Genomic DNA, 19,966 nt, shown 5'->3' on the forward strand with positions numbered 1-19,966 from the left:
GCTATAACCCTCAGAAATCAAAATCGCTGGTAAAGGACCGCCGCATCAAATACCTGAGCGACTTGTATTCCTTGTAGTGGGAGGTGCCGGCGTGCTGTTCTTCCAGCTTCAGGAAAACCTCCTGGCCGTTGGCCTCGTCCGCCTTGCGGCTGAGCACAAAGCGCACCTGAAGCTCCCGCTCGCGGGGGTTCTCCGAGGTCAGGTCAAACGACAGTTCGTGACTGTCCGAAATCAACTCCCCTGACTGGGTATAAATCCCAGCCCGCAGGTGGCGAGGCTGTACTTTCTCGGTAACCGGTCCGGACTGATACAAGGTGACGGCCAGTTGGCCGGAAGTGATCACCGAGCTGGCCCCACGCAGGATGTCCACCTCAACGGCGCTGACATCACTCTGGCGCTTCTTGTTAACCTTCAGGACTGGAATCACAACCTCCTGAAGGGATGCGCCGCCATGCACAAAGCGGCTGCCAGAGCCTTTAAGACGCAGCCGGTTGATGGACTTGGGAATCTGCACTTCCATATCGCCATCCAGCCCAAGCTGCTCAGACGAGAAGTGATGGAAGGCCGGAGAGGCGGACAGCCCCTTACCCAGCACGAACCGACGGTCCCGGTAGCGAATATCATCGCCAGAAACGGCATCGCCCAGGAAATCACTCTCATCCAGCTCACGGTTCTGGTAAATAAAGCCATGGTCAGCGGTGATCAGCAGGTTATTGGCGTTGGCCGCCGTGAGCTTCTTGATCAGTCGAATCAGGTCATCCAGGGTTTGTTCTGCGGCTTCAAAGGCCTGCCCCTCTGAATGCATCTTGTCGCCGGTGTGATCGATGCGGTTGTGGTAGATGTACAGCACATCATTACCCTTGAGCAGCTCACGGCTGTCTTCCCGGTTGAGCTGCATAAAATCCTCCGCCTTGACGGCCTGGCCCCGACCATCCAAGGCGGCCTGCAGGATTTTGGTACGGTTGACCGTGCCCTGTGAGCTTTGGCCATCCACCAGTACCGTACCGGTATCGTTGTCGGCGATTGCCAGGGACTTGTTGGGCAGTAGCGCCGCCATACCGAGCTGGGTATAGCTGGGAAGGGTCGAGAGTGCCGGTTCAAGCTCCGCGCTGTAGCGATCTTCCTGCCGGATAAGGCCCAGCAGCTCATCACCAATCTCATAGCGCATGGCGTCGGAAATGATCACGCAGATCCGTTTGTCCTTGCACAGGTACGGGCGAACCCAGTGCTCGAAAAAGGCTGTTTGCTGAACGACCGGATAGGCCTCCCAGCGCGGCGCGGCATCCACGTGAACCTGGAAGCCGTCGCCCAGCTTGAGCAGGTAGTTGTTGGAATACAAATTCTCCACCTGCTCACTGAGATCGCCCATTAACGATGCCTGGCCGGACATGCGCACATGGTAGGTAAATTTGCGGTAGAGCTGATCCAACTGGAACCAGGAACGGCTGTATCGCTGAACGCCGTCGGAGAGGCTGTCCATGGTGAGACGAGCCTCACCGAGCATCTGGACAAAACGGGCCGCAAACTCAATGGCTTCATACAGGTGGCGGAACTCCCCGTACCAGTGGCCCTGGCGCCGCTGCCGTACCCACAATGCCACATCGCCACTAGTGACCGTGCGGCCTACCACCGCCCGCACCAGGTCACTGATAATCTTCTGGTCGATTAGCCGGAAGTAATCCAGCTCAACCAGGTCCCGGAAGTCCCGCTTACCCAGATCCTGCTCAATGCCCAGCACCTCGGCACACTCGGCAGACAGGGTTTCAAACCCCTGCTCGAACTGCCGGCTGTCTTTCCAGCGCTTGAGGAACACCAGGGCGTCGCCGGTCAGTTTGACATCGCCATCGGTACCCATGGCGTAGCAGGACTTGAACAGCTCGATCACGAAATCGCGCAGGCTGGGTTCACTGGCCTCGTAGCCGTAGAAACGGGTCAGTTGCTCCCACAGGAAGCTGCCCAGACCACAGCGCTCAATCAGCCGGATGCCATCATCACGGTCTTCAGCCAGTTGCTGCAGCAGGGTTTCCACCACCGAGTCCATACGGGGCTCGCTACCGGCACACACGGCCAGCATCTTCAGGCGCAGCTGGCCGGCGGTATCGTCCGGCTTCAGCAACTTCTTCAGTGCGTCCTTGCGCTTGATTGCCTGGAAAAACTCCGCGTGGGCCTGAGCTATCTCGGCGAACTCCAGGCCCAGCTCCAGTTCGGACAGCCAGATAGCCACCTGGTCGGTCCGGAACTCGCCGTGGGCCAACTGTACGTCAAGCAACCAGTTATCCAGATCCTCTGGTTGCGGCCCCTCCTTGTACAGCAAGAATTTCTGTTCCGGTGCCTCCCGCAGGATGCGATGTTTCAGGCCGTACTCGTTGTTGGCGATTTCCAGCTTCTCCACGTGCGGGATGGAAACCGCCTCGAAGTCGCTGCGCAGCTCTTGCTTGGTGTCGTACCAAAACACGATGCGATGCTTATCGAACAGTCGGCTCAGCGCATGAGTGATTTGCTGGCTCATTCTTTGCCCCCGAGCTTTTCCAGGCGCGACACCCATTCATCAAAGTGTTTGCAAGAGGCCCGTAGAGTATCGAGGCCGATGTGAGCCGCAACCGATACCCCCGATGTCACCTTGTCGTATTCCGGTATTTCTTTGAGAATTCGTTTCGATGGCGCTGTTTCTCGACCGTCATTGATGAGCTCCGGATTTTGGGAGCCGACCATCTTCACTAGATTTCCAATTGGCTGGTCGTGCTCCAGGTACTCCCAATCCAGCTTGGCCGGGTCAGCCAGAATCAGGCTTTCAAATTCATGCAACTGGATATAGGGAATAAAGTTTGGCTTGTTCATTTCATTGCCAAAAGCAGCTTCGAGCCGTTCGATCCTTTGATAAGGCTCCAGCCGTTCCGCCTCGTCAAATCCTGGGAAATCGTCTGGCAAGGCATATAAATCGAACATGCTGGTAAACCAGCATTCCTGGTTGGCGTCTTCCTTCATCCAGGTTTCGATGTCTGCTTTTGCCTTCTGGTAACTGATCAAGCCACCCCGGTATTCTTTGGCTGCCCGTTTGTCCTTGCTCGTTAACACACAGCGCGCGTCGGTGTAGACATCAAAGTGCGCCAGATGGGGTGTCAAAACCTGGTCGACGAAGGCTTTCTCGGTCTGGCCCTCTGCGGTTATGTGCAGTCGAATCACGGCTGCCCTCCCAACACATTTTTCTCCCAAAGCTCCGAGAGGCTGTACCGTTGCAACCATTCACCCAGCGCCTCCGCTTCCAGACGGTGGAACGAGCTGGCGCCGGTCTTTGAATCGCGCTCCACAATCACAATCTGCTCCGGCAGGAATTCATCCACCAGCCGTGTGGACTGGGTGGCCAGGACCACCTGCGTTTTCTGGGATGCACGTTTGATCATACCGGCAAGCTCAAGCGTGGCAGCCGGATGCAGACCCAACTCCGGCTCATCCAGAACGATCACTTTTGGAAGCAACGCCGGTGGCTGCAACAGTAGTGTGGTCAGCGCCATGAAGCGAAGAGACCCGTCGGAAATCTGATCCGGACCAAAAAGATAATCCTGGCGGTAGGTATCAGACCAGTTCAGTCGCACGAAACGGTCATTGCCAGGAAGGGTATCCAGTACGAAGTCGTTGAACTGCGGCATAATCTTGCGAATATGCCGGACAATTCGTTCGTAGTAAGGACGATAGCTGTCCGACTCCTTCAACATCTTGAGGAAGGCCGCGAGGTTGCCCCCATCGCTGCGCAGGTAGGACACATCATCAACGTACACCCGGTCCTTGATTCGGGCGGTGTCGGATGTGTCGTGAAACTGGAAGGTTTGTATGCCTCTGAGCAGACCGGTAAGCACTTTACTGGTGGGCCGATCATCCTGCCCCAGATCCGCTTCGGGGCCACCACTGGACAGAAAGTATTCCTGCGGTCTGGGGTGACCGGCCTTGTGATAGCTTACCTGTTCACCGCTGACGAACAGCCGGTCCGGCAACCCATACGATAGCTTTACATCGTAGGAGTCCGTGGTGCTGTCATCTTCCAGTTTCACGCTGAAACTCAGCGATTCGGTCACCTTTGGGCCATAAAACAGAAGCTGGCTGACGCCCTGCCTGCCAACGTACTGCTGCAGAGCACCAGTGGTCATAAATCCCAACAGCCGGAACAGTGAAATCAGGTTACTTTTCCCGGAGCCATTCGCCCCCAACAGCACCGTGACATCGTTAAAGGCAATACGCTCGTAGTCGTGATTGCTGATGGATTTAAAGCCTTTAACGGCAATTTCTTTCAATTTCATAGGTAGCCCTCCTTCATGAGCGACCTGGGATATTCATGAGAGGCCTGGGAAATTCGATTACTCATGCGGCGGCATAGTCCCCAAACAGGTATTTGATGGTGGTCCAGAACTCACCGAAACGGCCGTCTGCTCCCATGGTTAAGTAGCCCGACACGAACTGACCCAGCTCATCATGGCTCAAGCTATCATCCAGGAAAGGCTCAATTGCTCCAGCTCTCAACTCATTCAACTTGGGCAGGTCGAGGCCCAGTCGGGTAATGGTTTCACAGGCCGCCCGGTCGTTATTGTCAGCAGGTTTAATCCAACCATCACCTTCAAAACCAAACCGGGGCTCACAATTCGCATCCAGCGGAGATATCAACAGCTCGGGGTCAAACCAGTCGCCTTTCAGGTTACCGCAGTGACGGGGCTCACCCTTTCTGATCTGATTCTGGCAGGAGCACAAAAGATTGCCGTAATCCAGCGGATCCACAGTCGGGTCACTCTGAGGCTGAAAGTGTTCTATGTGGGAATCGCCCTCGGTTAACCGGCGTTCACAATAGCAGCAGATGTAACCCTGCTCCCGCATCAATGATCTCTTTACCGAGGCTTTGGGCTCACCCCTCAGGTCGCCATAGGTAGGCTGCCAGTCTTCATTGACATTGGCCAGAGCCTTCCATTGCGTAAAAACTTCAGGTTCGTGGCGCTTCTCCACATACTTCATCGGCCAATCAGCTCCTTGCGTTTGATCAGCACCTTGGCTTTTACCAGTTCCGGATCTTCGCCAATGTCTCGTTCCAATTCAGCAATGCCTTTTCTGGCAGTATCAAGCTCGCCATCATTGATTTGCCCGTAAATAGCTCGAAGAGCATCTTCCACTTGGTCAGGGCGTGTGGTCTCAAGGCCCATCAGATCTTCAAGTACCCTGTCCACCGTCTTCCCGTAGGACTCATTCGGGCGAACAATCTCCAATTCCCCGGCATCTGTCATGTTCATAAGGAACAGATTCTCCGGTTTCACATGGGTAATTACATGCGGTGAATGAGTGGAGATAAAAAACTGACAGTTCGGGAAAACCGCCCTCAAACTGGGCACCACCAGGCGCTGCCATTTCGGATGCAGGTGCAGATCAATTTCATCGATCATCACAATGCCATCTCCCAGCAGCGGATCTTCTCGCTCCGGGTTGGCTATGGCCATGCGCCTGGCAAGGTCGCCAACCATGGCCATCAAGCATTTTTCGCCATCGGAAAGCTGGTTTACCGTCAGCCGCTGGCCTTTCTTCGTTACCTCCATCCGCAGCGGTTGGCGCCTTACGGTCAGGTTTTGGAAGTCCGGCATGAAAATCTCAAGGGCCCGCCGCACCGCCGTTAGCTGCGAATCCGGGAACTCGAAATCGTCCGGCTTGATCAGATCATCTATGTATTTGCGGTTCTCGTTCTCAAGGTCTTCACGCTCCCGGAACCATTCAAAGAAAGTACGGAAGTTGGCGCCACTGGTTAGCGACTCCTCGTAAGCAGAAAGAAGCCCGAACTGATGCTTTTCTCGGATACGCAGTGGAATATCCAACACAGCGCGATTCACCGGGTAGTAAGCAAACAAGGGGATGTTTACCTTCCCGTTGTGTTCGGTGATGCCGGCCTGAATACCCTTGGCCGTTTCGGATGCAGAAATCAGAACAGAGGCCAGGTCCTTTTTGCTGTACCCCTTACGCACCTTCGCCAAGTTCCAGCCGAAGGAAGTACCCTCATCACATAGCTGAATGGCCAGATTGGCGGAGGATTCACCATTCCTGATATCGGATTCGGCAATCGGACGCCCAGACGCACCCGCATGCTTAATCCGATTCGCCAGCCAGGACAGCATGATGGCCGAGGCATCCAGAATGCTGGATTTACCCGTGCCATTCATGCCGACAAACACATTAAGCTTGTCATCCAGATCCAGCGGTAGATCTTGAGCGCCACGAAAGCGCTGCAAGGTTAGTTTGTTGATATGCATGCCTGTGCTCCTAGCCAGAGAGGCCGGTAATCTTCTTTAAAGCTTCGCCAAATTTCGGATAATTGGTCTTCACCCCGTCATCGAGATCAATTTCCACCTGTTCGGTGGCCAGTGGGTAGAGCACATCCCGCTCGTAGTCATCCAGCTCGGCGAGGGTTTTGTTGATCTTCTCGATCTCTTTCAGGGCCTTGGTCTTCTCACCCTGGGAGGCCCCGGCGCTGATACTCAGGGCCTCCAGATGGTTTTTCCGGGCTTTTAGCTTCTCGTCTTTGAAATCCCGAAGATACTCCAGCACCGTGCCCACGGTGTGAGGCTGGTAGCGGTGCATGTAGATCAACGCATTGAATGAGCCCTTGGGTGAGGAGAACAACCAGTAGATGGGCCGCTTCTTGTAACGGCGCACGTGGTCGTTATAGAAGTCCTTCAGGAAGTACTTGCGGATGTCCTTACCCAGTGCCTGCTCGACAAAGCGGAGGTTTTCCTCATAGTGTTCTTCGCCAAAAGCAATGCGAAGGAACTCACGGAAACGCTCGGTGATGTCGTCGGTGAACCAATCACCGTCAAGCATGGGGATGACATTGTCCTCATCCGCCGGGAAGCTCGGCTCAGGGATTTTCTTCAAGTAATCCTCAATAGTCTCACCCTGATTGGCTAGGATCAGCCCCGGTTTGTCTAGCGCGTAGCGGCCGAACATACAGCCCACGGCGTAGGAGACCAGATCGCGCATAGTGTCGGCCAACAGCAGCGCTTCAAGCTCGTCCTCACTTTTACTGTTGCCGTACTGGTAATGGGGGTTACAGGTAAGAGTAATCTCATCCAGTGGCACTTCGGGGGTCAGCTCATCCTGCAGGCTGTAGGCCTCGATAAAGATGCGGTTGTTTTCTTCCTCCAACCGTTGCATTTCGAGCGTCATCTCACGCCAGACGGCGCGGAGCTTCTGATAGGTTAGATGCAGCTTAGGCTGGCGGCACTCGGGTCGTATCAGTGGGAGGTTGATAAAATCCCAAGAGGTTTCATAGGAGTTCCAATCTGTTTTCCCCAGGTTGACCAATTTAATCGCCACGTTACCTGATTGAGAAAAATCGAAATTGTCAGGCAGAGGCAAAGACGACAGTTGAGAGATGTTAATATCCAAGGTTGGACTTGTGTACTCTAAAAATCTCTCAAAAGTATTACTGTTGAATAAAGAAAGAAAAGCCAAACGGCCGCTGTCCGGCGTCTTTATACTAGAACCCTTATGCCCCAATATATAACCAGCTTCGAGAAGGCGGAATGAGGGCTTCCCAGCAGTAAGCGCAGTCCAAGTTATTGTAGGGAGGAAGTACTCAGCGGATCCATCATGTCTGAATCCTGGTGACTCGCCTTTTTTCGCAGCCTCAACCATCCTGCGACCATCATTTTCATAATCTAAGATGTCGATGCCTAACCCGTACCACTTGCGGAAAGATCCACCTCGGTTATATGGAAACCATCGCGCTCCGGAAAGACGAGCTGACTCTACGCTATTAGCGCCGATACAAAGATTTTCTATCGGAACCTCATGCCATACTCGCGCAAACAGATCAGTATTGCCTGTCGAGATTCCTCGATGCAAAGATGTCATATCCGAAATACGTTTGGCACAATCAAAAGCAGAATAAATACTCGCACTTGCCCAATATGCAATTGGACACCCCGGAATCTTCTTGAATTCTGCTGCTGAAGCTTGGAAAAAATATTTGTCCGTAACTGGTTGGGTACGATTATTTGGGCTGTTACTCATCATTTTTCTCCAAATTCTGCTTCTGAGCCGGTGCGCCGACCTGCTGCCAATCATCCGCAATCGCTTTCCAATCCACCTCGCGCTCGACCACCTCGCCGTCGTTATCCTGGCCTGACCATACGGCCCAGAAATCAGGATCATCCGATTTTGGCCGATGGTGCTCAGGAAGTTGGTTCATCTGCACAAGTACCGGCAGCTCCGATGCCCAGCCGAGCAGAATGGCGTGTCGGGAGGGGAGCGAGGGTAAGTCCCGCAACAGGCCTCGCAAATTATCGGGCACAAGCTTGTGGACCAACTCCTGGTCGCGGTCGTTACTGATGCGATGCATCAGGAAGCTATTGCACTGAGAAAGTACTGTGGGAGAAAGCTCACTAGGACGTTGCGAGGACAGCACTAAGCCCAACCCGAACTTGCGGCCCTCGCGGGCGATCTTCTCAAATATCTGGCAGCAGATAGTTGCCGAATTCTGATTTTCAGCGCCGTCGTTGTAGCGCTTAATGAAGGTATGTGCTTCCTCCATTACCATTACCGTAGGTAAGATTTGGCCTCGGTTCAGGTTGCGGTAACGTTGCTGCGCCTCCAGTGTCATGCGGGCGATGACTGCTGTGATGACATGCACTACCTCTGCCGGCACCAGTGAGAGATCAATTACGGTGATGGAACCATTAGATGCTTGGTTATCTCCAATATGGCTCTCAAGCCATTCGGCCAAGGATGTCTCTTCAGTACCCGTAACGATCCGTTTGACCCTTGCATCCGATAACATGGTCCGAATACGCATAATCAGAAAATCGAAAAACTGCGCATTAGTTTCTTGGCTTGCCAGTGCCTCTAAGTGATCGGCGAACTGAGCGCCGTCAAATTCTATAGGTGAGTCCTCATTAGGACCCTCCTGATAAACTGCTCCACCTAGGGTAGTGAGGAATCCTTGAAAATGAGCGATAACTTCTTCTACCGCTGTCGCTGGAAAATCGTTGTATCCAGTTTGGCCATTCTGTTTACGGAACGTTTGTCGTGGGCGATCCAGTAGGGATTGCACTTTAGAAGCAAGAAATTCCAAGCTCTCCCTGTGATCAATGAACTCACGTGAAAATGCCTCAAGATCCTCAATAAATATCGGAAGCTTGGGTCCGAACTTCCAGCCCTCATACGTTTCACTGTTACGGACTTGCGACTTCAAGGTGATAAGGATGGAACTGAGTTTTCGGCGTAGAAGGAACACAGTATCTTCGGCGGCTTCGGAACTACTGCGCATTTCCCGAAGAGCTCTGCGTAGCAGCGGCCGTTGTGCACGTTCACTCGCCTGAGTAAATGCACTCCACTCTTCGCTATTCCAGAACCATAGCGGCACTTGCAGTTGTTCGATGCCTTCACTGGGCTCGACGGCACATACGCGTACATCACCCAGTCCTTCAAACGCATTAGCGTACTCTCCATTCGGATCGAGTACGATGAAGCGGGCGTTTGGCTTCTCGCCCCGTTTCCTTTCTGCGGCTTCCAAAGACCAACGGATCAAGCCGGCAACCGAGCAGGATTTTCCGCTACCAGTGTTCCCGAGGACAGCCAAATGGCGACCGAACAACCGGTCCGGGTCAACCGCGACTTCAGCGTTCGCGGCCAGCGGGCTGGTGCCGATCATTACGTGGCGGTTATCGCCTGACTCGACGATGGCGCGTAGTTGATTTTGTGTGGGGAGCAGGACCGAATCACCCACGGTGGGATAGCTCTCGACACCGCGCCGGAAACGATAGAATTCCTTACCTTTTTCATCTCTGCCGTCATAGAACAGACAGCCCAGCGGATTCAGGCTCATCTTGCGCAAAGGATAGGGTAAGTCCACCAGACCAAAGTCCTGCATGCCTCGGCGTTTGGGGTACTGAGAGCGCTCGATAGTGATCCACTCCACCTGGGCGACCAAATGGCCTTCATCACTGGGAATAAGCACATAGCCGTTAATGCGAGGAAATGGGCGCGGTGTGCCGGTATTGAGCGCAACACCGTCGGGAGCCTCGATTTCCAGAAGGACTTTGATTTCATCGGGCGAGACAAAGTCAATGGTCCCGATGCGCAGAGAGTCAGCGTAAGCCAGTGGAGACAGACTCATAGCGAGCCCTCCCCGTCAGTAAATTGATCCTTTTCTGTATGATTTGGCTGTTCCGCTCCCCACCGTTGTTTAAGCAGCTCACTCATACGGAAAGTTGTCTTGTCGATGGCGGCCTTGGGCAAGTAGTTTTCAGTCAGTGTGCTCAGGTCGGCCAGTGCCGGACCGATCAGCAAACTAATCTGTGATGGCCTGCCTATCTCCTTGTAGGTCTGCATGATGCGACCGAGCGGGTCGTCGTAAGAGATAACGACCAGATGGGTTGAGGGGATGGTGAGCATATCTCGGATTACGCGATTGATATGCTCATCGCCAAAACTGTAACCGTAGGTCACCAGTGTACTGTTAGGACGGCACACGGCTGCTGCGAGATCGCGAAACAGCTCCACGTAGGGGTAATCTGCGGTTTCTCTATCCTTGGCTGCGTTTGGATAGATCATTAATTTCTGGGCAGTGGCGTCACCAAGACCAGGTGCTTGTAAATAAGGGTCGACGCTGCCGGCGCCGAAAGGCAAACCGAAGCGGCGAATGTCTTTGCCGGTCTGCAACCAGTCCACCGAGCCATGCAACTTGGTATAGCGCGCTACGCCTTCCAGATAGCGTGGCTCACCGCGAATACCGGGTGGGTTGTAGTGCATGTCCAGATCCAGGCGTGAAGAGCGGAAGATCGGCATGAGGTTGCCCAGAAAACGGTCCAGCAGATGCAGGCCGGCCAGCTCTGCTCCGGCTTCGATCAGCCGGTCGTAGTTGGTGGTGAAGATGTTCAGGCGGTCACGAACCCCGGTGCGGCTTGCAAAGCTCATCAGAAAGGTGACCAGCGTATTGAAAGCCTGCTCGCGCCTTGCTTCTTCCGACGAAGCAATTGACGTTTCGTTTTTCAGTATCGAGGCTGAAAAATCCTCAAGGGTTTTTTCGATACGCTCTTTCAACGCTCCGCTCTTGTCCGATTCGACGATTTCCATGCCACGCAGTAGTTCGTTCGCAACACGCAGATCATCCTCGATATTGGCTTCCGCTCGCCCCACCTTGGGCGCTTCTTTGTCTGCCGCTGCAAAAATTTTCTCGCCTAGATCACCAAAGTCATATCCAGTTCGATCCATTCCATGTGCACCAGAGCCCGTAGCAATACGGTGCACGGCATGGGTTATTCCGGAACCAATCAACAGCGAGAGGTGCTCCGACTGAACCAGAGAAGTAAGCCAAGGCTCGACGCGGTTTCGCAAGTCTTTCTGGTCGAACTCGTCGGACTTCAACCAGGAAACATGTTTTCCCGGCTGCAGCCTAAAATTGTCGCCGTCCGCAGCAAACTGTAATGGCCCATGGTCATCTCTAACTTTTAGGATATTCAGCGGTTCTTTTTTCTCGCTCATTGTGCACTTCCTTCAGATACTCGCTGCTTCATCATGGCGATGATATTTTCCACTCTGCGCAGCAGGTCATCGTAGGTCATGATGTCGACCATGTTGGCGTATTTGCGGCGGATGATTTCGAAGTCAAAACGCTGCTCGTCAGTGAAGTCTTTGTCACGCCCCAGCAGGATCAGGGCCTTGGGGTTTGTGATCTTCATTTGAATATCGACCGGGAGCTCGCTCTTGTGCTTTTTGTATATTTCCTGCTCACCGGTACAACCCCACTTGCTGAGGTGGAACAGGTACTTTTCGGCCTGCATGACGGCTCCGGCCAGTTCGGTTCTCGGTGTATGGTTGTCCCGGTACTTGTGGCGAGATAGCAATGCATTTGAAAATGGCTTCTTGACCTCGATAATATCGACGCTCCCATTGGCATCAACCAGCATCAGGTCTATGTAGCGGTTGGTTGCCCGGCCCGGCTTCGAGTAAAAGTCCTTGATCTGGACGTTTTCCAGCACAGCGATGTACTTGGGGAAGATGAAAAGCAACAGGTCCAGGATTTTCCTCTGCCAGTCCTTTTCCTGGTGCTCCTCAGCTGTCCGCAGCATCTCTTTCAGCTCGGCGTGGATGTATTCGAACTTTTGCAGCTCGAAGGTCTCTAGAAGATCTCCCCGAGATGAGGTGATAAGTCTCGGCTTTTTCTCCAAGTATTTGTTGAGGTGCTGCTCTGCATCCGAAAGGGTTCCGAAATAATCCTTTAGCACTCGGGCGATACGTGATCGGGCGTAGTGGTTCAGTTCAGTGCTTGTCGGGAATGTCTTCAGGAGTTGATCAAAATCGGCCAGCGGAATCGCGCTTTCGTCCGAGCCACCTACTATGATGGGCTCATCGATCAACTCATCAATTTTTCGGAAAACCGATATATCCCGGTTTGCAACAAAGGTTCGTGGCTCTAGTTTCATTGTCCTGTCTAGGCGCAAGTCGTGCTTCAGCCCCAGAACGTCTTTGTTAACTTTGTAATAGTCACCCTCGGATACGCCCAGCACGAATACGCGTTCACTGTCGTCGTCAATCTGGAGCGGCTTGCCAATCGAGGCCAGACCGGCGTTTGTGAAGGTGAACGTTCTGCGCAGCGTGACGCTGCCATCCTGTCTGAGCTTTTCATCCAGCCAGCGGGTATCGTTAAATCGATCAGGCTGGTAAGTCAGCAGCAAGCGGGCTTGCTCCTTGAATATCCTGATCACAGCCTGCCTCCTCTGTCCGCGTTTATTTCGTCCACAGTAGTGTTGGTGCCCGACCAGAACTTTATGGCGAGGTCGGTGAAGGTGGCGAAATCGTCGGAGCGGAAGTTACAGGTCATGCTCACCGGCTCCGCTCAACGGCCTTGGCCATCATGGCCATCTTCTCAGCTTCCGAATTGCCATCGACCAATCGGAGAAACGCGCCTCTATAGTTTGGCTTATGGGTGTTCTCGAGCACGAAAGCAGTCGTTGAGACCACTTCGCCACCGATGCTGTCAAAGGCTCGCGCGCCCAGATGGGCCATCGATAAAATAGTGTGCTGATTGAGAATGCGGCCGCGTAAAGCTTCAAAGGAAGACAGAAACATCCAGCTCTGCATCGTGATCATGGCGACAGCGCCGCCAGTTACCGCCATATCCAGATTACGTTCTATGAACATGGCAAACAGGTCGGACTTGCTCTTTGGGTAGTTCTCCTTGGCCCAAGCGCCGAGCCGCCCATTCATACCCTTGCCGCCCATATAGGGCGGGTTAGCGACGACCACAGCGTAGCGCGGGCTCAAGACTTCAGCCATGTGCAGTACTTTTAGTACTTTGCTATGCGTGTCGGCCAGGAACAGGTTACTACCCAGATTCTTGGTCTCCAGCTCGGCCAGCACGTCAGTCACGTTGGTAAGCTTGGGCAAGATCAGGGAGCCGAAGTTGTCAGCCTCCTCGAACTGTTGCAAGGTTTCACGTAAGCCCTGGGTGAATAGATCGCGGCCTACGGCGCTCATGTACTCTTCCAGTTCATCCGGAGTGAAGCTAACTTTTTCCAACACGCAGATGTTGGGCTTGATGCCTTTGTTGAAAAAACGCCGCTGACGCGCTCGGGCTTTCATGGTCAGAGCGAAGGCGGCCAGCTCACCGGCGCGCTCATCCAGCTCAATACCGTAAAGGTTGTGTGTCAGAATCTTTTCCGGAATTTCGGACGGCTCGTAGCCTTCTTCTTCATAAATGGCGTAGAGCAGATCGAAAGCATAGGTCAGCATATGGCCGGAGCCGCACGCCGGGTCGCAGACCTTAATGTCTTCCGGGCCGTTGATTGTCAGGAAATCGGTTTCGGCTTCGTCCGGAGCAATGTAATACTTGAGCCGCTCGATCAGCCGTGAGTTTGGTCTGTTCAGCATCCACAAGCGGCCGAGGGAGTTGTCCACCAGATAGCGCACAATCCAGTGCGGCGTAAAAAGCTGGGTGGCAGCGGGGATATTGGCCGGCGTGATTTTCTGGTTTTTCTTCAGCGCCTCGAATACTTGATCCTTTTTCTCAGAAATATAGAACTGGTATAACCAGCCAATCACCTCAACATCTTCACAGGCGTCCGGTGTCATGGCTTCGCGGGTATAGGCCAGAATGGAGTTGCCTGAGAGCAGATCATCCGGCATCAAAAGCTCAGTGTAATCATCAATGCGCTCGAACAGGAACGGCATCGCGCTGTGCCAATAGTTACAGGCGGCGACGACTAGCAGGCGGTAGGCTTCCCCCTGGGGATCCTGGCTTGGCGTTTTACCGTCCAGCAACGCGAAGATCTTCTGGCGGGTTGACTCCGACACCATTTCTTCATCGATATGACCCATTTTGGCATCAGCCAGGATCTCGGGCTGGAATTGCCCCTCAGCAGGGGAAACAATGCCAATGCGGTTATAGCGATTGACGTCCATAAAACGCAGCGCGCAGAACCGGTTGAACCAGATGTATGCCACCCGCTCAATAACCTGCTCTTTGCCTTGATCGGTTACCGCCTCTTCCAGCTTTTTAATCGCCTGTGGCCTTTCTCGCCGGGCGGGACTCTCGTCGGCCAATACCAGTTTGAGCTTGGCTGTGACCTGTTCGAGCAGGCTCCGGCGAGCGAATTGGGCGAATTTTTTAAGTTTTGCAGTTTCCATGGAGATTACTGATCCTCGAACATCTTGCGCTGATTGTCTTCCACCCACTGATACCGAACCGGGCGATTTAGCTTGGTCACCTTGTCATCCGCGACAGCCTGTTTTAACCATTCGTTAAGCTGGGTTTTGTGAAGCTGTGTAGCTTCCAGCAATTCATCAATGGTTTTTGGTGAGCCTGTTTCATTTCTAAGCATCAGGAGAAAGTGGTCGTACAAGGAAAGCTGCGTAAGAGCTGTTTTTTCTTCGCATTGGTCACTCGAAACCGGCGAGGGGATTGCGTGTTCCTGCTTCGGTGAAGGCTTGGAAGCGTCTTCAGTAGTCTCTTTGACAACCTCATTCGACGCTACTTCGTTTTCTTCTTGTTGGCCTGTCGTGTGAGCCAGAGGTTCGTTTACAGTTACCTCGGACACGGTTTCTGTCTGGTTTTGAGCAAATAAATCAGCACCCTGATCTGCAGATGAGTCTGCGGTTCGCAGCAAGTGGTCAAGGTCGATTTCAGCGAAATTTTCAGGTAGCCATTTAGCGCCTTTTTGCACCAGTGCGGCATTGCCGGCCTCCGGGTCGTCGGTAGGCTTGATCCACATGGGTACCCAGTTGTGCTTTATGTTTTCTAGCACCCCGTTCCAGGTTCCACCTGAGGTTCCGGAATGCACAGCAATGGCTGCATCCGACAGGCAATAGATGTACTTGTTGCGCTGCATGGCATTGCCCGCATTGAAACCGGCCTCAGGATAAAAGGGTGAGAGGAGAACCAGATTGTTCGCCATCAGGTACTTTCTGTACTTGGCGGAGGTGGCGGCGCGCAGCAGGTCATTGGCGAGAACCCCAATTGCTGTACCTTCAGATTCAAGGGCACCCAGCATGGCGGCTTCATCGACGCCTTTTGCACCGCCCGATACGACAGATCGCCCATCGTTTGCGGACTTAGCTCCAAGATCGTGGCTAAACTGAAGGTCCGCGTCAGAAGTCTTACGGGAGCCGATGACAGCAATGCCACCTTGGCTCAGGAGATTGCGGTTGCCACACCCGAAAAAGACAGGGGGGGCATCATTGCCGAGGCGTGCTTTAAGGCGTTTGGGGTAGTCACTGTCTGAGCGCGTCAACACCCATAAGCCGGAGCGGGTCCATTTTTCCATCGCCATTGCCAGGGCGGACCCACGATTGAGCAGGGTTTGAATGCGGTCGGATGTAATCTTGGAGTCTGTCCATCCCGCCAGTTTTTGACTGAGGTCCCCTGTCAGGAGATCCTCGGGGACCATTTCCTGGTTCTTCAACCAGAAGGCAAAACGCCCCCACTCTTTATTCGTGAGAGGCTTTGCTTCTGAGCTTGTTGACCTGGAAAAATAGGCGGTCAGCAACAGGATTGCCTGTGTTTTAGCAGCGAGCATTCATCAATCTCCCGTTGCAGAAGAGGCAAGAGCGACCGGATAGACTTCGCCACTGCCTTGTTGCCGAAGTAAGGCTGCCAGAACGGTCATGGTCCAACCGGAATCGACGACATCGTCCACCAATAGGACTGGGCCGGAAGGGAGGCCTGCATCAACCGCGAACACGCCATCCAGGTTGCTGCACTGGTGATAGCGGTTGTTCTGTAGTTTTTGTGGTTCGTTATCCTGCACTTTGGAAATTACCGGGTGGAATGGCAGACCCAGTTTATTCGCCAGCCGCCGCGCAAAATCCGGCACCAGTTCCGGGTGCTTGAGCGAGGGTACGCAGGTGACCCACTCAGGCCGTGGCGTTGGCTGCCAACGCTGCTGAATCATTTCCGCCATGGCGTCCACTAATTCATCCCGGAAATAGCCCCCATGTTTGTCCTGTTCGACCAAACCGCCCCATGCTGCGTCAGCCCACCGACTAAGTACTCTGCCTTCCTGCGCTCTGAGGTTTTGTGGCAGGTTCCCGCGCAATCCGTATTGCGGAAACCCATTGGCGGCCACTTGAACCTTGGGTTTGAAAACAAATTCTGAGTGGCGAAGGAACTGCGCTGCAGCAATGACTCTTTGGCGATCGGGCGAGGCACTGACCAGCGGCGCACCAAGACAGTTAGCGCACTTGCCACAGGGTTGCGCCTCCGGGTCATCAAGAGACCTTCGCAGATATTCCATCAAGCAGCCCGAAGTTGTCGTGTACTCCTGGATTTCTTGCCACTCCTGCTCTCGCATATTCGTGAGCCGCTGGACTTGGTCATGATCCAGCTGGTAAGCAACCGGTGTTCTTGTCCATTGGCTGCCCGCTTTGTATACAGGCGCAGGGTTCTCCACGCTCAGAAATTTAAGGACTTTTTCGATTTGCCCTTTACGCATATTCAAGTGTTCTTCCAGTTTCGGTACAGATAAGCCATCACTGTCTTCGAGAACGGAAAGCACCTGGTTAATTTGGGATTGATTCGGGAATGCGGAGCGACGGAAGAAGTCGTGAATACGCTCATCCTCCGCCCCTGAAAGCAGAATGCCGAGAGATTGATCAATACCGCGTCCGGCCCGGCCTACTTGCTGGTAATAGGATACGATGGAGCCGGGTGTTTGGTAGTGAATAACAAAGTGAAGATCGGGTTTGTCGTAACCCATGCCCAGTGCCGTCGTGGCTACAAGCACCTTCAGCTGATTGTGGAGCAGCAAATCTTCCAGATGCTCCCGGTACTGATCGGAGTTCTCGAAATCAGAATGCTCAATGCCGCTGTAGTAGGCCTTGGCATCAATTCCCTGACTCAACAGCCAGCTTTTTACCTGTTCTGCATCTCGCTTTGTAAGCACATAGACGATTCCAGCCCCCTGCAGAGTCGGTATTGTTTCAGACAGCCAGGCGAGACGACTTGCCTGATCTGCAAGGGCAATGTTTTGAAGGGACAAGCTATCGCGAACCAAAGGGCCGCGAAGCACCTCGATATCACCCAACTGATCAACAACATCTGTAATGACCCGATTATTGGCGGTGGCCGTTGTACCTAATACCGGCATGTTGGGGGGCATCTGGCGCAAAATATTGAGCAGGCGACGATAATCCGGTCTAAAGTCGTGTCCCCAGTCCGAGATACAGTGCGCTTCATCCACAACCAATAAGCCTACGTTATCCAGAATAGGGTGGAGCGCTTGCTCAACAAACTGCTCGTTGGCCAGCTTTTCCGGTGAGATCAACAAACAATCCACCTGGTTTGTATGTACCTGCTGGATCAATGCTTCCGCTTGATCACGGTTGGTAGAGTTGATGGTGATCGCGTGAATACCCAGTCTTCGAGCTGATTCAATCTGATTACGCATCAAGGCCAGCAAAGGCGAAACAATGATGGTGGGCCCATAGCCCTGATCACGCATGATTCGGGTCGCTATGAAATAGACAGAGCTTTTGCCCCACCCGGTTCGTTGAACCACCAGTAGCTTTTGGCGCTGATTTACCAAAGCATCAATGGCTTCCCATTGGCCACTACGGAAGCTTGCGGCTGCGTTTCCCACCGCAGTACGCAGCAATGCTTCAGCATCGGTTCTGTTCATACGTCATCCTTATGTAGCGTTGGGAAGTCAATTCGCTCAAATATCACTATGGGGCTCGGCTCCAAACAATGGTGCTGACAGCACGAAAATACGCGCGGCGCTCGTATCCGCTCGTATATTTCGTGCGCCGCACGTATTTTATCAGCTTCGCTCATATCGGGTCCCCTTCCCCTGGCCTACCGGGCGTATCACGCCCTTGTCTTTCAAGCGTTTGAGCAGTCGGGTGGCCTGGTAGGGGCTGATATGGCACAGATCGGCGGCATCCGCTCGTTTGATGCTGCCGTGGGTATCGATGAAGTTGAGCACCATCTGCTCCTGCTGGATAGCATCGAAGCCCGCCTGGCGTACATAGGCGGCCTTTTGCCCCGCCCCCCGGTAAACCTTGGCGCTCAGGGTGTAAGTGCGGCCCTTGCCGGTGCCGTAGGCTTCCACCATACCGGCTTCCACCAGTTTCTCCAGCGTGCCCCGGACCACGGTTTCGGGCTTTTGCACGGATTTGGCCAGGTCCGCCGTTCTTAAGCGCCGCTCATTGCGCAGCCGGGACAGGATAATCAGGCTGTCGATGGGCATGGCGGCACCAGTCTGTTCCTCGCGCTCGACGATCATGCGCAGGAATTCGGCGTCCGCGTCCGCTGCGCTCATGCGCACGGAGACGGTGTGAGCGGACGACATGGAGTAGTCGGGGGCGGTGCGCCCGTAGCGGAGCATACCCTCGAAGATGCGGTCGATGCCCCGGCCAGTGCGTTCGGCCAGGCCGATGCGCTTGATAATGTCAGCCAGCAAGGGGTTACGGGAGCGAGGGTCAGCCACCAGCAGGTTGTCCAGGTTGACGCCCTCCACAAAACCACCGGGATTGCTGATGCTCAGGCCGTCATCGTCCAGTTTGACGTGTACGGCGCCCAGGGCGCTGTAGTCGCGGTGAACCAGGGCGTTCACAAAGGCTTCCCGGAAGGCCCGGCGGTCGAAGTTGGGGATGGGCACGCGAAACAGCCCGACCTGAATTTCCTCTTCCTCCACCCGGGCGCGGAATAGCAGCTCTACCTCTTCAAACGTCTCTAATAGCGGCTTGCGGTAAAACTCGTTGACCAGCACGTCGGTGCCGCGTAGTACCTGGAAGGCTACCTCGTGGGAGGGCAGGTGTTGCCGGAGCTGCATTTCGTTCCCCAGCAGCAACAGGCCTGCAACCGTGGGGCGGCGCATGCCTCCCACGCTCACAGTCAGCCCCAGGGCGCCGTCCAGCTCATCGTCCGCCAGGGGCATCAGGCTCTGGTCGCCGCCGTACTTCTTGATGGCGTTGCGGATCCGGATGCGCTGAATCGGGTCCAGGTCGTCAACCGCCAGGTTTTCCACCGGCAAGGCCGAGGGGTCGGTTACCCCCAGGCTGGACTGGCGCTGAACAAACTCATGGGGGTAGAAGGGCACGGCCTCCGGAGTACCGTCCATTCTCAGACGCCGACGTTGCAGCAGACCATCCGAGGTGGACACCAGCTGCCGGGACTTGGGCACCTGGATCCTGGCAATAGGTTGCCCTTCCAGCTCTAGGGACTCAACGCGCACGGCCAGCGAGGGAATGGTCTTGTTGGCAATCAGCGCGGGCAGGCCGGCGAGGTTGCGATGATTGGCATGCAGCCCAGTCGGGGTGCCATCGTCTTCAACGCCCAGGAACAGGTCGCCGCCCTCGGTGTTGGCCAGGGCCACCACCGCACCTACCAGATCCCGGTCCGGCAGGCTTTTGACGTCGCTCTTGAACTCGACGGCAAGGCTTTCGCCACCGCGAATGAGCGCCCGGATTTCCTGTTCGGCTTCGTGCATGGCTATCCCCAACTTTG

13 protein-coding genes are annotated in these 19,966 nt (G+C 54.3%); all 13 read right to left on the reverse strand.

From position 1 onward, the window contains the following. Window positions 1–10 precede the first annotated feature (10 nt). The gene (gene pglZ / locus Q675_RS32820; protein WP_023011712.1) at window positions 11–2,509 is read right to left on the reverse strand and encodes a BREX-1 system phosphatase PglZ type A; all 2,499 of its coding nucleotides are present in this window, start codon (window positions 2,507–2,509) and stop codon (window positions 11–13) included. Then, complete coding sequence (locus Q675_RS32825) at window positions 2,506–3,183, reverse strand: DUF4276 family protein (RefSeq protein ID WP_023011713.1); 678 nt, start codon at window positions 3,181–3,183, stop codon at window positions 2,506–2,508. The genes pglZ and Q675_RS32825 overlap by 4 nt, the downstream gene beginning before the upstream one ends. Further along, a complete protein-coding gene (locus tag Q675_RS32830) occupies window positions 3,180–4,292 on the reverse strand; it encodes an AAA family ATPase (RefSeq protein ID WP_022992172.1) in 1,113 nt (370 codons plus the stop codon). Before Q675_RS32830 ends, Q675_RS32825 begins: the two co-directional genes overlap by 4 nt. 61 nt (window positions 4,293–4,353) lie before the next feature. Beyond that, window positions 4,354–4,995, reverse strand: a complete 642-nt coding sequence (locus tag Q675_RS32835) for a retron system putative HNH endonuclease (RefSeq protein WP_022988844.1) — start codon at window positions 4,993–4,995, stop codon at window positions 4,354–4,356. Further along, on the reverse strand, window positions 4,992–6,272 hold the full coding sequence (locus tag Q675_RS32840; protein WP_022988845.1) for an AAA family ATPase: 1,281 nt from the start codon (window positions 6,270–6,272) through the stop codon (window positions 4,992–4,994). The genes Q675_RS32835 and Q675_RS32840 overlap by 4 nt, the downstream gene beginning before the upstream one ends. A gap of 10 nt (window positions 6,273–6,282) precedes the next feature. Beyond that, entirely contained in the window at window positions 6,283–8,088 is a 1,806-nt protein-coding gene (pglX, locus tag Q675_RS38465) for a BREX-1 system adenine-specific DNA-methyltransferase PglX (RefSeq protein ID WP_152525372.1), read from the reverse strand. Further along, window positions 8,027–10,138, reverse strand: coding sequence for an ATP-binding protein (locus Q675_RS32850; RefSeq protein ID WP_023011715.1), 2,112 nt, complete (start codon window positions 10,136–10,138; stop codon window positions 8,027–8,029). Before Q675_RS32850 ends, pglX (Q675_RS38465) begins: the two co-directional genes overlap by 62 nt. Continuing rightward, entirely contained in the window at window positions 10,135–11,505 is a 1,371-nt protein-coding gene (locus tag Q675_RS32855) for an SIR2 family protein (RefSeq protein ID WP_023011716.1), read from the reverse strand. The genes Q675_RS32850 and Q675_RS32855 overlap by 4 nt, the downstream gene beginning before the upstream one ends. Continuing rightward, a complete protein-coding gene (locus Q675_RS32860; RefSeq protein WP_023011717.1) occupies window positions 11,502–12,728 on the reverse strand; it encodes a Shedu immune nuclease family protein in 1,227 nt (408 codons plus the stop codon). The genes Q675_RS32855 and Q675_RS32860 overlap by 4 nt, the downstream gene beginning before the upstream one ends. Window positions 12,729–12,846: 118 nt before the next feature. Then, complete coding sequence (pglX, locus tag Q675_RS32865; protein WP_023011719.1) at window positions 12,847–14,649, reverse strand: BREX-1 system adenine-specific DNA-methyltransferase PglX; 1,803 nt, start codon at window positions 14,647–14,649, stop codon at window positions 12,847–12,849. Between the two features lie 5 nt (window positions 14,650–14,654). Continuing rightward, a complete protein-coding gene (locus Q675_RS32870) occupies window positions 14,655–16,037 on the reverse strand; it encodes a DNA-processing protein DprA (protein WP_023011720.1) in 1,383 nt (460 codons plus the stop codon). Window positions 16,038–16,040: 3 nt separating this feature from the next. Then, entirely contained in the window at window positions 16,041–18,137 is a 2,097-nt protein-coding gene (locus Q675_RS32875; protein WP_023011721.1) for a RecQ family ATP-dependent DNA helicase, read from the reverse strand. Between the two features lie 141 nt (window positions 18,138–18,278). After that, window positions 18,279–19,949 (reverse strand): ATP-binding protein, encoded by a 1,671-nt coding sequence (locus Q675_RS32880; RefSeq protein ID WP_023011722.1) that lies wholly within the window; start codon window positions 19,947–19,949, stop codon window positions 18,279–18,281. Window positions 19,950–19,966: the final 17 nt, after the last annotated feature.

This window comes from Marinobacter sp. EN3 (assembly GCF_000475315.1).
GTDB lineage: Bacteria > Pseudomonadota > Gammaproteobacteria > Pseudomonadales > Oleiphilaceae > Marinobacter > Marinobacter nauticus.